This window comes from Candidatus Bathyarchaeia archaeon, from assembly GCA_041447175.1.
Taxonomy (GTDB): Archaea; Thermoproteota; Bathyarchaeia; order Bathyarchaeales; family Bathycorpusculaceae; genus JADGNF01.
Map to the genome: position 1 here is coordinate 1,608,025 of CP166960.1, position 11,971 is coordinate 1,619,995.

16 protein-coding genes are annotated in these 11,971 nt (G+C 47.1%); 5 read left to right on the plus strand and 11 right to left on the minus strand.

Going from position 1 to position 11,971, the window contains the following annotated elements; translation table 11 throughout:
* Positions 1 to 3: 3 nt before the first annotated feature.
* Positions 4 to 669: a Snf7 family protein gene (locus ACBZ72_08340; protein XES76184.1), complete on the minus strand. Its 666-nt coding sequence runs from the start codon at positions 667 to 669 to the stop codon at positions 4 to 6.
* Positions 670 to 892: 223 nt separating this feature from the next.
* On the opposite strand from ACBZ72_08340, the gene ACBZ72_08345 reads away from it, so the two are divergent.
* Entirely contained in the window at positions 893 to 1,114 is a 222-nt protein-coding gene (locus ACBZ72_08345; protein XES76185.1) for a hypothetical protein, read from the plus strand.
* 358 nt (positions 1,115 to 1,472) lie between these two features.
* Positions 1,473 to 2,693, plus strand: a complete 1,221-nt coding sequence (locus tag ACBZ72_08350; GenBank protein XES76186.1) for an aldo/keto reductase — start codon at positions 1,473 to 1,475, stop codon at positions 2,691 to 2,693.
* A gap of 24 nt (positions 2,694 to 2,717) precedes the next feature.
* Here the strand turns inward: ACBZ72_08350 and ACBZ72_08355 are convergent, their stop codons facing one another.
* The 4 genes from ACBZ72_08355 to ACBZ72_08370 all read right to left on the minus strand — a co-directional run bounded on the left by ACBZ72_08355 (position 2,718) and on the right by ACBZ72_08370 (position 5,498).
* The gene (locus ACBZ72_08355) at positions 2,718 to 2,849 is read right to left on the minus strand and encodes a hypothetical protein (GenBank protein ID XES76187.1); all 132 of its coding nucleotides are present in this window, start codon (positions 2,847 to 2,849) and stop codon (positions 2,718 to 2,720) included.
* 213 nt (positions 2,850 to 3,062) lie between these two features.
* The gene (locus ACBZ72_08360) at positions 3,063 to 3,647 is read right to left on the minus strand and encodes a hypothetical protein (GenBank protein ID XES76188.1); all 585 of its coding nucleotides are present in this window, start codon (positions 3,645 to 3,647) and stop codon (positions 3,063 to 3,065) included.
* Between the two features lie 92 nt (positions 3,648 to 3,739).
* Complete coding sequence (locus ACBZ72_08365; protein XES76189.1) at positions 3,740 to 5,110, minus strand: hypothetical protein; 1,371 nt, start codon at positions 5,108 to 5,110, stop codon at positions 3,740 to 3,742.
* A gap of 118 nt (positions 5,111 to 5,228) precedes the next feature.
* Positions 5,229 to 5,498 (minus strand): hypothetical protein, encoded by a 270-nt coding sequence (locus ACBZ72_08370; GenBank protein ID XES76190.1) that lies wholly within the window; start codon positions 5,496 to 5,498, stop codon positions 5,229 to 5,231.
* A 164-nt stretch (positions 5,499 to 5,662) separates the two neighbouring features.
* Here ACBZ72_08370 and ACBZ72_08375 point away from each other — a divergent pair, with 164 nt between their 5' ends.
* Positions 5,663 to 5,992 (plus strand): hypothetical protein, encoded by a 330-nt coding sequence (locus ACBZ72_08375; GenBank protein ID XES76191.1) that lies wholly within the window; start codon positions 5,663 to 5,665, stop codon positions 5,990 to 5,992.
* 96 nt (positions 5,993 to 6,088) lie between these two features.
* On the plus strand, positions 6,089 to 7,114 hold the full coding sequence (locus ACBZ72_08380) for a winged helix-turn-helix domain-containing protein (GenBank protein ID XES76192.1): 1,026 nt from the start codon (positions 6,089 to 6,091) through the stop codon (positions 7,112 to 7,114).
* On the opposite strand, the gene ACBZ72_08385 is transcribed toward ACBZ72_08380, so the two are convergent.
* The 6 genes from ACBZ72_08385 to ACBZ72_08410 form a co-directional block, all read right to left on the minus strand.
* On the minus strand, positions 7,115 to 7,621 hold the full coding sequence (locus tag ACBZ72_08385) for a hypothetical protein (GenBank protein XES76193.1): 507 nt from the start codon (positions 7,619 to 7,621) through the stop codon (positions 7,115 to 7,117).
* A gap of 11 nt (positions 7,622 to 7,632) precedes the next feature.
* Complete coding sequence (locus tag ACBZ72_08390) at positions 7,633 to 8,379, minus strand: DUF4332 domain-containing protein (protein ID XES76194.1); 747 nt, start codon at positions 8,377 to 8,379, stop codon at positions 7,633 to 7,635.
* Entirely contained in the window at positions 8,372 to 8,641 is a 270-nt protein-coding gene (locus tag ACBZ72_08395) for a hypothetical protein (GenBank protein XES76195.1), read from the minus strand. The genes ACBZ72_08390 and ACBZ72_08395 overlap by 8 nt, the downstream gene beginning before the upstream one ends.
* Positions 8,642 to 8,646: 5 nt before the next feature.
* Positions 8,647 to 9,162 carry a hypothetical protein gene (locus tag ACBZ72_08400; GenBank protein ID XES76196.1) on the minus strand — a complete coding sequence of 172 codons (516 nt, stop codon included), beginning with the start codon at positions 9,160 to 9,162 and terminating at the stop codon, positions 8,647 to 8,649.
* A gap of 313 nt (positions 9,163 to 9,475) precedes the next feature.
* Positions 9,476 to 10,744 carry an APC family permease gene (locus ACBZ72_08405; GenBank protein ID XES76197.1) on the minus strand — a complete coding sequence of 423 codons (1,269 nt, stop codon included), beginning with the start codon at positions 10,742 to 10,744 and terminating at the stop codon, positions 9,476 to 9,478.
* A 293-nt stretch (positions 10,745 to 11,037) separates the two neighbouring features.
* Positions 11,038 to 11,376 (minus strand): hypothetical protein, encoded by a 339-nt coding sequence (locus ACBZ72_08410; GenBank protein XES76198.1) that lies wholly within the window; start codon positions 11,374 to 11,376, stop codon positions 11,038 to 11,040.
* Between the two features lie 141 nt (positions 11,377 to 11,517).
* On the opposite strand from ACBZ72_08410, the gene ACBZ72_08415 reads away from it, so the two are divergent.
* Complete coding sequence (locus ACBZ72_08415; GenBank protein XES76199.1) at positions 11,518 to 11,844, plus strand: hypothetical protein; 327 nt, start codon at positions 11,518 to 11,520, stop codon at positions 11,842 to 11,844.
* The last annotated feature ends 127 nt before the right edge of the window (positions 11,845 to 11,971 follow it).

An 11,971-nucleotide genomic window follows, 5' to 3' on the forward strand; every position in this document is an offset into this window, starting at 1 on the left:
CTTTTAGAATCCTTGTGTTGTTTGCTCGGTGCGGGACGAGGGCGCTGCGGGCATGCTTGGTGGCAGGTCGGGGAAGCGGTCTTTGATTTTTTGTTCTGCAACAGTTGCGGCTTCAGCAAGGATCTTGGATGCATCGTCGTTAACTGTGTCGAAGTTGAGGGTCATTCCTGAACCTTGTCCTGCTTCGATCATTATTCCGCTGAGCATGTTGCCTATTTCTCCGAGTTCATTTTCTGCTTCGGGGAACACGCTGACTAATCCTGATCTGACGGACCGTAGAACTCCCACTGCTGGTCCCAGAGTGGAAACTACATCGCCAAGTTCTGATACTGTTCGTAATCTTAATGTTATTTGTTCAAGGGCAAGCTTCGCGTTAATGATTAATCTGGACATTTTCCGGACTTCAGCTAGTTCATTAGCAAAGACGTTTGCGCGTGCAGTGTCGTGTTTGGTGTAGGCGTCAACGATGCGGGCGAAGATTGCTTTGTCACGTTGGCTGAATCTGTCGGTTGCTTGGTCGAGTTTTTGGACTTGGAGATCAATACGTCTAACGGCGAAATCTAAACGTGGCTTCAGGGGGCCTGGTGGCTTCACGGCGTCTTTTATGCGATTAGTGAACGGTGTTTCTTCCCGTTTACTTTCCCATTTTTTAGCGAACCTTTCAGACAATTCTATTCCTCCAACTACAGTGACTGCACAGAACTGTCTTATACATTGTTAATATGGCGTCAATATGCTCGTATATACGTAGGGCTATACGTGCCTGAAAAAAAGGGCTGGAGCTTTAATTATTGGAATAAAGCCGGAATAGCGCGCATGGAAATTTTTAACATAAACATGTTAGTTAGACTAAAGAGACCCATAGTGTAATTGCTATACAAAGGTGAAAACAATGGGTGACAGATTAAAAGTATTCGGAATCATCGCCATTTTAGGGTTCATGGCCGGCGTCCTAGCACAACTCGCAGCAACCTACTTCATCCCGTGGATGATCTCTGTTCTGCCAATGCTTAGCGGTATCACGAGCTTTCTGATATCAGGTCTTGCCGGAGCATGCCTCACTGTTGGATTAGTCGGTGCATGGGCATACTTTAAAGGCAACCGAACAGTCTAAAAAGAAAGCTTTAACCCACTTTCTTTTTAGTGTTCCACAGTATACTTCATGCCTTATTCTATCTTGTTTTTATCACTCTTTACTGCTTTTTTGAAAAAATATTAGTTGAATGGTTGTTGTGGACTCAGTAGCGGAAAAAGAGTTCATCCGCGGGCTAAGCGTCTCCGTACCTCGATATCCTCATTGTCCGAGTTACTCAGACAACAACGGCGCTTATTTGCATTTCTCAGCAACATTGGTCTGGATGCTCATGAGTAACCCAAAGAAGCATTGTGTTTTGGTGGGTAAAGCTTTTAGGAGATGTTTTTTGTTAGCTACACAGCCAATGGGCAGCAGCTTTTAATCAGGAGTCAAGAAAATGCAGTACCGAACAGTACCAAAAAACGGCGACAAACTCTCTGCGTTAGGTTTTGGAGCCATGCGATTGCCAGTAAAAGGGCAAAACATCGACGAGCCACGCGCGATAAGCCAAATTCGCTACGCAATTGACCACGGCGTTAACTACCTTGATTCTGCCCCGCCGTACCATGGCGGCGAGAGCGAAAAACTGCTCGGAAAAGCCTTGCAGGACGGTTACCGCGCAAAAGTGAAAATCGCCACCAAACTCACCTCATTCATGTTAAGCAAAGCCGAAGACATGCAGAAAATGCTAAACACCCAACTGCAGAAACTCCAAACTGACCACATCGACTACTACCTGCTGCATGGGTTGGAGGAACGGTCTTGGCGAAAACTTCAAGGCTTTGACGCTTTGAAGTTCTTGGATAAGGCTCAGGCGGAAGGAAAAATCGTTAACCAGGGTTTCTCGTTTCATGGGTCACTTAAAACCTTCAGAGAAATTGTGGACGCTAACTATTGGGCAATGTGTCAGATACAGTATAACATTTTGGATGAGAACCTCCAAGCCGGAACAGCGGGGCTAAAATATGCCTCGTCCAAGAAGCTTGCGGTTATGGTTATGGAGCCGTTAAGGGGTGGAGCGTTGGCTTGCGACCCGCCCCGAGAAGTGAAACAGATTTATGACAAGACAGAAAAACGGCTGTCGCCTGCAGAGTGGGCTTTGCGTTGGGTTTGGAATCACCCTGAGGTAACGGTGGTGCTTTCGGGCATGAACGATGAGAAGCAGATTGTAGAGAACATTCGAACTGCCGAAACAGCGTTGCCCAACTCCCTGAAAGCAGATGAATTATCCGTTATCGGAAACGTGGCAAAAGCTTACCGGCGGCTAACAAAGATTCCCTGCACGGGCTGCCAATATTGTATGCCTTGCCCATCTGGGGTAAACATACCCGGCAGTTTCCAAATATACAATGATATGTGCATGTTTGGGGATGAGCAAAAAACCCGCAGCAAGTACGCTATGATACTGATGGGTGGCTTACATGGAAAACGTTCAGACCCCGCTCTGTGTCAAGACTGCAAAACCTGTGTGGAACGCTGCCCCCAACACATAGATATCCCCCAACAACTCAAACAGGTCGTCGAAAACATTGGCGGTCCAGAGACTGAGGCGATTTTTGCACGGCAAAAAAGTGCGCAACTACAAAAACCTGCAAAACCCATTAGAGAAAAGCCGTGAAAAGAAGACCAGAGATATTTGGGGTCAGTATCCAAAGATTGTGCCTAAAATAACCAACTCAAGGGAGAAGTAGAACAGGTACAGTTTCTGCACTGGCACAGGAAGTCTGCCTAACGCGGGAATTACGGTTTCTTCCATGAAGTTATGTGTATTCAAGCTTGTGTTCAACCTGCCTAAAGGTTGGTTTCGCGTTTACTATGCCTGAAGTTGCTGCTGGATATACAGAAGGCGTTTAACCAACATGCAGAGACTACAACAGCAACCTGCTAAACTAACTTAAAGAATATAAAGATAGTAACCAAAAAAACCGCCAATTGATGTCAAAACCGAATTTTTCAGAGTCATTTGAAGAAAAAAACACCAAAACACTCACAAATTTGGCGGAACCCCAGCATCAAGTCGAGCTGTCTTTTTAGCAGCCAATTTTGACGACATAATCGCGAGAATTCCTGCAAGCACGGGCAACCAGTAGAAGCTTAACGCGTATTGTGAGTGGAGTCCCGATACATCCTCGGGTGTCAAACCGAAGCTGGCGGGTGAAAAGAGCCCCGCGATTGCTTTCTCTTGTGGAATTGGAGTTTGAACTATAGTGGCGCCTAAACCTAAATAGAAAATGGGGCTGCATGCAAGGGCGATTATGCCTGAAAGAATCAGAAGTCGTTTGGCGGTTTTACCTGTTGCTAAGCTGCCTTTGATTGCCAAAATGCCTGCAGCCAGAATCATGGCGGTGGTTGCCCAGTTAAACCAGTAGGGCAGGATTTGCGTTTGGTTTACGCCGTTAGCTGTTCCAGTGAAGCCCCAAAAGTACAGTGAAACGCTGATTTGGTTAGAGAAGTCTTGCTGGAAGTTTGGGAAGGCTCCAGTGAGGTTGTAGAAGGAAACGGAAAGCCAAGGCAGCAACAGACTTACAAAAAACAGCCCCGCAGAAAGCAAAGCCACCCAATTTTTCCTCATATTACCCCCGAGGGGTAGTAGGGTGTTTTGGTATTAATTTCTTGCCCAGCTAGCCGAGGCAGAGAGTTGAAAAAGAAAGGAAGGAGGAGGCGTTATTTTCTTCGCCGCTGCAAAACAAACCCTATCACAGCAGCCACAACCAGAAACACCACCACGAAAATCAAGATGTTCATCCATGTGGGGAAACCTTCCTCTGGTTGTGGAGATGGAGACGGGCTGGGGGAGTTTGTTGCAGTAGGGGCAATTGTCGGGGTTGGGGTAGGGGTGGTGGTTGGCAAGGTTACTGCACCGTTTGCGTCGGTTTTTACCAGCCAAAAGTCTCCTTGTCCTGAGCCCGTGGCGTTAGTGTAGCCGCCTAATGTGTAGGTTCCGTCGCTGTTCTGGACCACCGCGCCAAGCACGTTCTGTCCTGATTCGCCGATGGTTTGGTTCCACTGCTGCACGCCCGAAGAGTCAGTTTTAACCAGCAAAGCTTTGGTTTGAGCAGGGTCTGCTGAATCGGTGACTCCAACGAGGGCGTAGCCGCCATCACTAGTTTGGATGCCGTTGAGGTTATCGCTGGTTACGGTTCCGCTATAAGTCTGAGTCCACTGCTCCTCGCCTGAACTGTCAGTTTTGAACAGCACAAATCTGTTTGCGTTGCCAATTTGAACCGTGCCTGCCAGAGCAAAGCCGCCGTCACTGGTTGGGATGAGGGTGCTTGAAATGTAGTTGTTTGCGCCTCCGTAGGTTTGGTTCCACTGCACCGCACCTGAACTGTCGGTTTTGATAAGCCAAAGATTGGCTTGCCCAGAACCGTAAGAGTCAGAGTCGCCCGCTAATGCGTAGCCACCATCGCTAGTTTGAACCACGGAGTAGACGGCGTCATTTTGGTCTGCACCGTAGGTTTGATACCATTCCAACTCGCCTGTGGAACTGATTTTTGCGAGCCATCCGTCACTTTGCCCTGCGCCGATAGTGTTTGATGCCCCCACTAAAGCGTAGCCGCCGTCACTAGTTTGGGTGATGCCGTAGGCGATGGCGGTGCCCAGTTCGCCGTAGGTGCTGTTCCAGCTGAGGTTGCCCTCGGCGTCGGTTTTGACAAGCCAAGCATAGATGCCGCCTTCGTCAATTGAGTAAGTGTAGCCGCCCAAGGCATAGCCGCCATCACTAGTTTGCGTCAAAGTGTCGGATATGCCTTGTTCTAGACCGCTGTAGGTTTGGTTCCACTGCATCACGCCGTCGGTGTCGGTTTTAACAAGCCATGCGTTTACGATGCCTGAGCCGAAAGAGTTGGTGGTTCCCGTCAAAACGTAGCCGCCGTCACTGGTCTTAACCATGGCGTAGGCTTTGTCGGGGTAAGGTCCACCGTAGGTTTGGCTCCACGTCGCCGAAGCAGCCTCGACGCAGGTGGAGGTGGAGAGCAGAAGCACAATTCCTGTCAGAACTAAGCCTAAAGTTACCATTGAGGGTCGGTTTGACATTTTTGGTCTTGGGTGAATATGTGCTAGATGCATAAAAGGTTACGCCAAAATTACAACCAATTTCAGTTAACTGCATTAAACACGCAAAAGATGCATATTGCGTGGTTGGTGGCGTCGTTTAAAAGTTCCCAGAGGTGCTCCAGCTGCTGAGCGATTGAAGAACAAAGGAGTCACGGTGTTTGCGCAGCTCCAGTTTCCGTGTTTCGGCGACTGTTTTAAGGAAATTCAAAAAACCCTCGCCAGAGGTGTCCTCTGCTTTGATGTAGAGGAGGTAGCCTTGTTCTTTATTTTGAGAGTCAAATATGCTTAGTTTAGGCGGTTTGGACAGGTTTTTGCAGCAGAACGACCCAATAACGCGGTGTAGCTCCATAACTTCTACGAAATTCACGTAAGCACCAACTTTCCATTTTTGAATAACGCATGCAGAGAAAGCACTTAAAGGGTTGTGCCTGCACTGTTGCAACAACAAACATTTATCCAGACACCTAACGAAGCCTTGCTTTTAGCAAGGCAAATAAGCAATATCACCATAAACAATACACAGGGAAATTTATGACGGTATGGTTCTGTGTAAAAACCGCTGAAGAAGCAAACGTTGTCGGAGACGTAGTTTGTGCCTTCAACGTCTTTGAAGACTCGCACCCCAAAGGAAAATACACATGGGTCATGGAGAAAGGCGTTGGCGATGAGGAGTACTGGGAAATTAAAGGAAAATATGAGGCGCTGGGGGAACTCACTACCATAGCTTTAGTTTACCGTGAAGGCGACACCGTGGTTTTTGGGGAAGTGAACGATGATTTGGTGCCCAACTTTTTGGCGCCACTGCTGCAGAAGTATGGCTTTGACAACGTGAAGTGGATTGTGGCAACGTCTAAACGTTAAACCCCTTGTTCTAAGCCGCCACCGACTAAAGCAGCCGTGTAGTCTAAGCGTCGAACGATATGTTGACAAAGTTTATACAATAAAACGGTGTATTTTTTGAGAGACAAAACCATGCGACGCCAAAACGCCAAACTGGGACCCATAAATTACCATTTAGTCGGCAAAAAAGTGGACCCCAAAATTTTAAGCCTATTTCCTTCGCTTAATCAGCAAAACGCCACAAACAACCCTGCTGAGAAGGATGCAATCCAACAAAAGTTAACCTGCATATACCTGCTTGGCAACTGTGGTTCAGCGCCGCTCGCCGAACTGGTAAATGCCATGCAGCTCCCTCGGGCAACCGTGGCAAACAACATTAAGAAACTGGTTTTGCTGGGGCTAGTCGAGGCGGTTAAGGCTAAAAAAATGGTCAAATATTCGCTAAGTACAGGTGGGGTTTTGGTTTTGGCGGCGTTTCGAGAATTCCAAGAGTGGAACAAAATCAAGACCGCCCTTTTGGGTGTTCCGAAAGCAAATGACCCCCTTGCATACACGTTGTTCACCATAGGTTACGCCTCGGACGGCAAACCTGAAGGCGTCTACAATGCCTTAGTTAAGTATGCATCTCAAGGACACAGTTTAGAAGGCTTAGAGGTGGAGGTTGCGGCGGAGTCCTTGCTGAATTTTTACCGCGCCGACATGCGCGCCTCGGGTCCTACGCCTCCAAACTACCTGGGCGTGTTTAAGGAGTTTACGACAACAGGTTTTCAGGATGTGTTTCGCATGCTGCTGATGGCAATTAAGCCCACAGCAGAAGACTACAACTGGCTGGTAGAGTTCTTCAACGAAGTCGCCGAATTCTACTACGACCCCTCACGAGTAGCCTACGTTAACCTTCTAAAAGAGAACAAACCGTTCAGGGATAGGCTGGAGGAGTTCAAGAAGCAGCAGGACCAACTGATAAAGAAGGAGGGCTCCAACTTGGAGGTAACATTCTCGGTTCCCAGCGCGGGACTGCAAAAAATAGACGCCATGCCGCCTCATCTGCGAGCAATGGGCATGCGGTTAATGCTGGAACCCATGAAATTCATTAACAAGGAACTGTGCGGCTTCTACTGGGAAAACAAAAAAGAAGAAAAATAGCTACTTTACGGCAGCGTCACTTATTTTTGCGCCTTCCGCTACTGCCCTGATGGCTTCCATGAAAGCCTGCGAAGGCGGTGTGGGAACCACAGTTATCCTGATGATGCTTGAGGACTCAGCCTTGTAAGAGTAAGTGTTCTGATACTTAGCATCCACCGTGGAGGCTTTGAACAGGTAATTTGCGCGGGCTTTCACGTTATTGACTGATTTGCTTGTAGAGGTGGTGTTTTTGTTGATGGAGATGGCTGTACGAATTTCGATAACGCCACTTTGAATGCTAAGCAGAGTCGGCAAAACACCGAAAGCCAAGGCGTTGCCTTTGATTTCGCGGTTTTCTTTTTTGTTTCCATCAAGGTTTTTGACGTAATTTATTGATATGTCGGTGCCAGCCAATTCTTCGATGCCTGCAATGAAGTCTTTGTTGGCTTCATTCTGGGAAGAAACCATCGCAAGCAACAGGTCACGTATCATTTCATCGAAACTTATACCTTCTTCAGCCAAAGACATAGTCAAATCTCCTATTGGGCGCGGCTTTTGTCAACCAAAGTTTTGGCTGACTCCACCCACCTTGCTGAATCATCAACTGATAACTTGAAGCTTTTAGGCACCTTAACTATCCCCTCTTTTACGGCGTTAGTCAAGATGGCGGTTAGCTCTTCGGGGGTGGCTTCTGCAAGTTTCTCTTTGGAATCAATCTTTGCGCCCACCACCAGCAACTCTGCAACTTGCTCGTCAACACCTTCTACGCCTGCGATGTTACTTTTCACCATCAACTTTGCCATACTGATGAATTCAGTTGCTTTCTTGCTGGAAATCTTAGCTTTAGATAAGTCCTGCGGGGCTGCCAACGCCAAATCACTTACCGTGGCGATTCCAAGGTCGCGCAATTTGGCACCTAAAATTGGACCGATACCCTCAACAGATTCGACAGGACGTGTGCTTGATATGGGTTTAACCGCGAGCGGGATGGGGCGCAGAGTCAAGTTTAGGGTGCTCATCAAGTTGGGGTCAATTTCGCCTTGTTTTGTGGGCAAGGCAAACATGGTTTTTTCGCCTTCTTGGGTGACGACAGCTTTGAGTTGTAAGGTGAAGTCTGAAAGCACGAAGGTTGTGGAGCGTTCTTGGCTCATGGCAAAATCGTGGACGCGCAGAAGGTCTTTTTGCAGTGAGGTTATCAGGGTTCCTGAGTCTAATTTGGCTGCAAACCCAGTTGCCGCGGCAACCCTGTTTGCTGTAGAGGTTTTTTCATTTTTTTCATCAGACATTTTTTTCACCTGGTTTTAATTTGAAGGTTAGTTTGAGTTCACTTTCCCCTTTGTCGCTGTAGTAGTTGGATTCTGCAGCGTTTGAGGGGATAACTTCCAGTCCGCCGTTATTGAGTACTGTACACTTTAGTTGTATTTCTATTTGAGGGATAGTAAAGGCGACTGGCTGGTCTTGGGTTGCTTGAGCGGCTTGGTCTAAGCCTTGGTTAGCTTGGTTGAGTAACTGGGAGATTACGGAAAAAAAAGTAAAAGGGGAAGACATTTTCATTACGACGATGGGGGTGTTTCTGCAGGTGCAGGGGTTGTGTCTTGGACGATTTTGTCGATGGCTTTGACGAGCGGTTCTGGTGGCGGTGCAGGGGCAACTTTGATTTCGATGAAACTGGATGCTTCAACGGAGTAGGAGTATTTGCTGGAGTATTTCGCGTCGACGGAAGCAGAGAAGAATGCCCAGCCACCTTTAGCTTTAACCTGCACTGATGCCTCGGTCGTCCTCTGCATGGTGATTACCATCTTTATCTGGATGGTTCCGCTTTGGATTTGCAGAAGAGTAGGCAGAATGCCGAAAGCTAATGCGTTGCCAGAGATTTCTTTTTCTTCGTTTGAGTTGTCGCTGGTTTTGCGGTATTTAAGTGAAACCGGAGTGTCAACTAGGTCTTCTACGCCTGCAATGAAGGAAGAGTTTGCGTCGTTTTGGGCGGCAACCATGGCTAGCAGCAGGTTGCGAATCATTTGGTCAAAAGGCACGCTTGCAAGTTCTGTTCCGATTGATAGGGCTGACAATTTCATACCTCGGAGTTGCTTTCTCGGTGTTCATTCTATTTAACTATTGAGACAGCATATTTCTGTCAAACCTGCAGCACCGCATTGGGCAAAGATATATAAAAACTGTAGAAACGTCATGACGCATAAACAGAAGTATGGCGATACAAGATAAAAAGACAAAAAAACAGCAAAAACAACCCCAAACAACAAAATTTAGCGCACCACAGCTAAATAACGTACCATCCAAAGGCAAACTGTAAGTATCAATTTGACAACATACGCGCGAAGAAAAACAAAAAAACCCACCAAACCATAAGCAAAACGCAACAAACTATGCAGCAGTTTCAGGTCTTCTTTTTTTAACCCAGTAAAAAACAGCACCCAACCCCAGAAACGCTACCCCAGCAAGCCACGAATTTGGCGCCGCAAAATAGATAAACACCAAAAGCGAAAGGCTGGAAACCAAACCAATAACCGAAATCACCCGTGGGTACCTACGATGCTTAAGCTTGAGCGCCGAGATGTTTGCCCACACGTAGCTAAAAAGCAGCCCAAACGTGCTCACCGCAATCACGCTGGTCAAGTCAGCAAACAAAACCACCACCGCCATAACCAATCCAACAATCCAAATCGCCACATAAGGCGTCCCAAACCGCGGATGCACCCTACCCAGCGCCGCAGGAAAATCGCGTCGGCGAGCCATGGAAAACGCCATCCGGGAAACCCCCAAAACCGCCGCCAACAAAACGCTCGCCGTGGCAACTGCGCCGCCAACTGCCAAAACCTGCATAGCCCAAGCGTTTCCCGAACCGCCCATGGCAACCACTAAGGGCGCATTGGATGAAGATAACGGTTCGGCACCTACTAAACCAACTGCGACCGCGCCCACAAGCACGTAGATTACGGCGCAAATCAGCAACGAAAGCAGCACCGCACGCGGAACATTACGCTTGGCATCCTTAACTTCCTCCGCCAAAACGGCAACTCGGGGGAACCCACCGTAAGCAAAAAAGATGAAACACAACCCAAAAAGCATCCCTTCACTAAAGGGCGTAAAGGGCACAAAATTTTCCACCTCAACAAACATTAACCCATATGCAACAAAAAAGCCCAAAACTGCAATCTTCACCAAAACTAGCACGTTATTTAAAAAAGCGGACTGCCGCACCCCCACAAAATTCAAAGCCGTAAACCCCAAACATAACAGCGCTGCTATGACGTTGGCGGGTAAACCTGGAACAGCAGCACTCAGGTAGTAACCAAATCCCAGAGAAACCGCGGCGCCGCCAAAGGTGTTTGCAACCACCCACATCCAGCCCGTCAGGAAACCTGCAAACGGCGAAACCAGCCGTCGCGTGTACTCGTATGCTGCACCTTCGACGGGCTGCCAAGTTGTTAACTCCACAAAGCTTAGCGCCGTAAACAGCGCCAAAACTGCAGCCAACCCCATCGAAACCACCAACGCCGAACCCGCATACCCCGCCAAAATGCCCGTTACAACAAAGATTCCGCCGCCAATTATGGCGCCAACGTTTATGCTTACGGCATCCCAAAGGCTCAGCGTAGGTTTAAGCTGACTGGGCTGATCCCTGTTTTCCATGCAACCACTGCTAAACAAATCCAACTTGCATAGCTATTAAAACCTTGGCTCTGTCCTTGTCGGTTCGTTTCTCCAATAACCTTCAACCTAGTGGGGTCCATTTGATTAAGAAGAGCATTGGCTTTAGCACTAAAAACAGATTTTCAGTTTAAACCTTCTGAGGATTGCGGAATAATTATTCGGACAAGAATAATGGGGTACACTAAGATGAAATGCAAGCAAACGAACTGACAACTGGAAGGAATATGGTCACCACTATACTTCTTCGTCATAATTTTGGAAAAGGTTGAGAATTAAAGGTCTTTGCGTTCTTTTTGGAACTGTGCACCACATGCTAGCAAACTGCTCATGTGGTTTTCTAGGTGGAATTTATACGCCTGAGCGTTCCCAATTTTTCTTGTAGGTACAACAAAGCCCATATCCACAAGTTTCTTCAACGCGTCTTTTGTAGTCTTGTAAGAGAGATTAGCTGATTCAGATAACATGGAGATGGTTTGCTCTGAATTCCCTACAATGTATGCTTGGTCGAAGAGTCTGGCTGTTGGTCCTCCGAAAATGCTTGAGAATGGCCCTCTTGTTGCATATTCCTCAGAGTCTGCCCTTTTCCCACTACGTTTCTGGATTTCTTGCATAACGCTTCAACCTCAGAAGCAGTTAGTATTTATTTACACTTAAAGTTTACTATTTACCAATAAGATTTTAAAATATTCCAAAGCTAAAACATTTAAACGGGTAGCGATAAATCCTCCGTTATGCCACCAACCCTATCGTCCATGAAACCAGAGGAGCGTGAATACGTAGGTTTTATTTTAAATAAGTTATGGGTCAATAGGTACTGGTGTGGCGAAGGCAAAAATCAGCATTTGGGACACACTTCAATTGATAATGTACCGAAAGGAAAGTCTCGTAGCGAAAAAGGCGCTATCTTGGATGTTGTTGACGACTTAATTCGGCTTGGTTTTATATGTCCAGTTTCAGCCAATCAAGATAGACATGTTTGTGCAAGTAGAGCTCCCGAAAAGATAACAGATGCACTACCCATAGTTAATGAATATCGCATATCGGTAGGCTTGACTCCGCTATCAGAAAACGATATCTAGAACCATACACAGACGGCCTCTTAGTTTTCAGGTTAATCTAAGTAACCAAATGGAGTTAATACAATAAGCATGCAAGAACACGCTCCAAATTGGAGCCCAACAAAAACATCACCCACGAAAATTACAT

Excerpts from the sequence above, each read along its gene's own strand:
- ACBZ72_08385 (XES76193.1), bottom strand. The coding sequence starts at position 7,621 with ATGTCTTTGGCTGAAGAAGGTATAAGTTTCGATGAAATGATACGTGAC.
- ACBZ72_08390 (XES76194.1), bottom strand. The coding sequence starts at position 8,379 with ATGTCTGATGAAAAAAATGAAAAAACCTCTACAGCAAACAGGGTTGCC.
- ACBZ72_08375 (XES76191.1), top strand. The coding sequence starts at position 5,663 with ATGACGGTATGGTTCTGTGTAAAAACCGCTGAAGAAGCAAACGTTGTC.
- ACBZ72_08350 (XES76186.1), top strand. The coding sequence starts at position 1,473 with ATGCAGTACCGAACAGTACCAAAAAACGGCGACAAACTCTCTGCGTTA.
- ACBZ72_08345 (XES76185.1), top strand. The coding sequence starts at position 893 with ATGGGTGACAGATTAAAAGTATTCGGAATCATCGCCATTTTAGGGTTC.
- ACBZ72_08395 (XES76195.1), bottom strand. The coding sequence starts at position 8,641 with ATGTCTTCCCCTTTTACTTTTTTTTCCGTAATCTCCCAGTTACTCAAC.
- ACBZ72_08410 (XES76198.1), bottom strand. The coding sequence starts at position 11,376 with ATGCAAGAAATCCAGAAACGTAGTGGGAAAAGGGCAGACTCTGAGGAA.
- ACBZ72_08415 (XES76199.1), top strand. The coding sequence starts at position 11,518 with ATGAAACCAGAGGAGCGTGAATACGTAGGTTTTATTTTAAATAAGTTA.
- ACBZ72_08405 (XES76197.1), bottom strand. The coding sequence starts at position 10,744 with ATGGAAAACAGGGATCAGCCCAGTCAGCTTAAACCTACGCTGAGCCTT.
- ACBZ72_08365 (XES76189.1), bottom strand. The coding sequence starts at position 5,110 with ATGTCAAACCGACCCTCAATGGTAACTTTAGGCTTAGTTCTGACAGGA.
- ACBZ72_08360 (XES76188.1), bottom strand. The coding sequence starts at position 3,647 with ATGAGGAAAAATTGGGTGGCTTTGCTTTCTGCGGGGCTGTTTTTTGTA.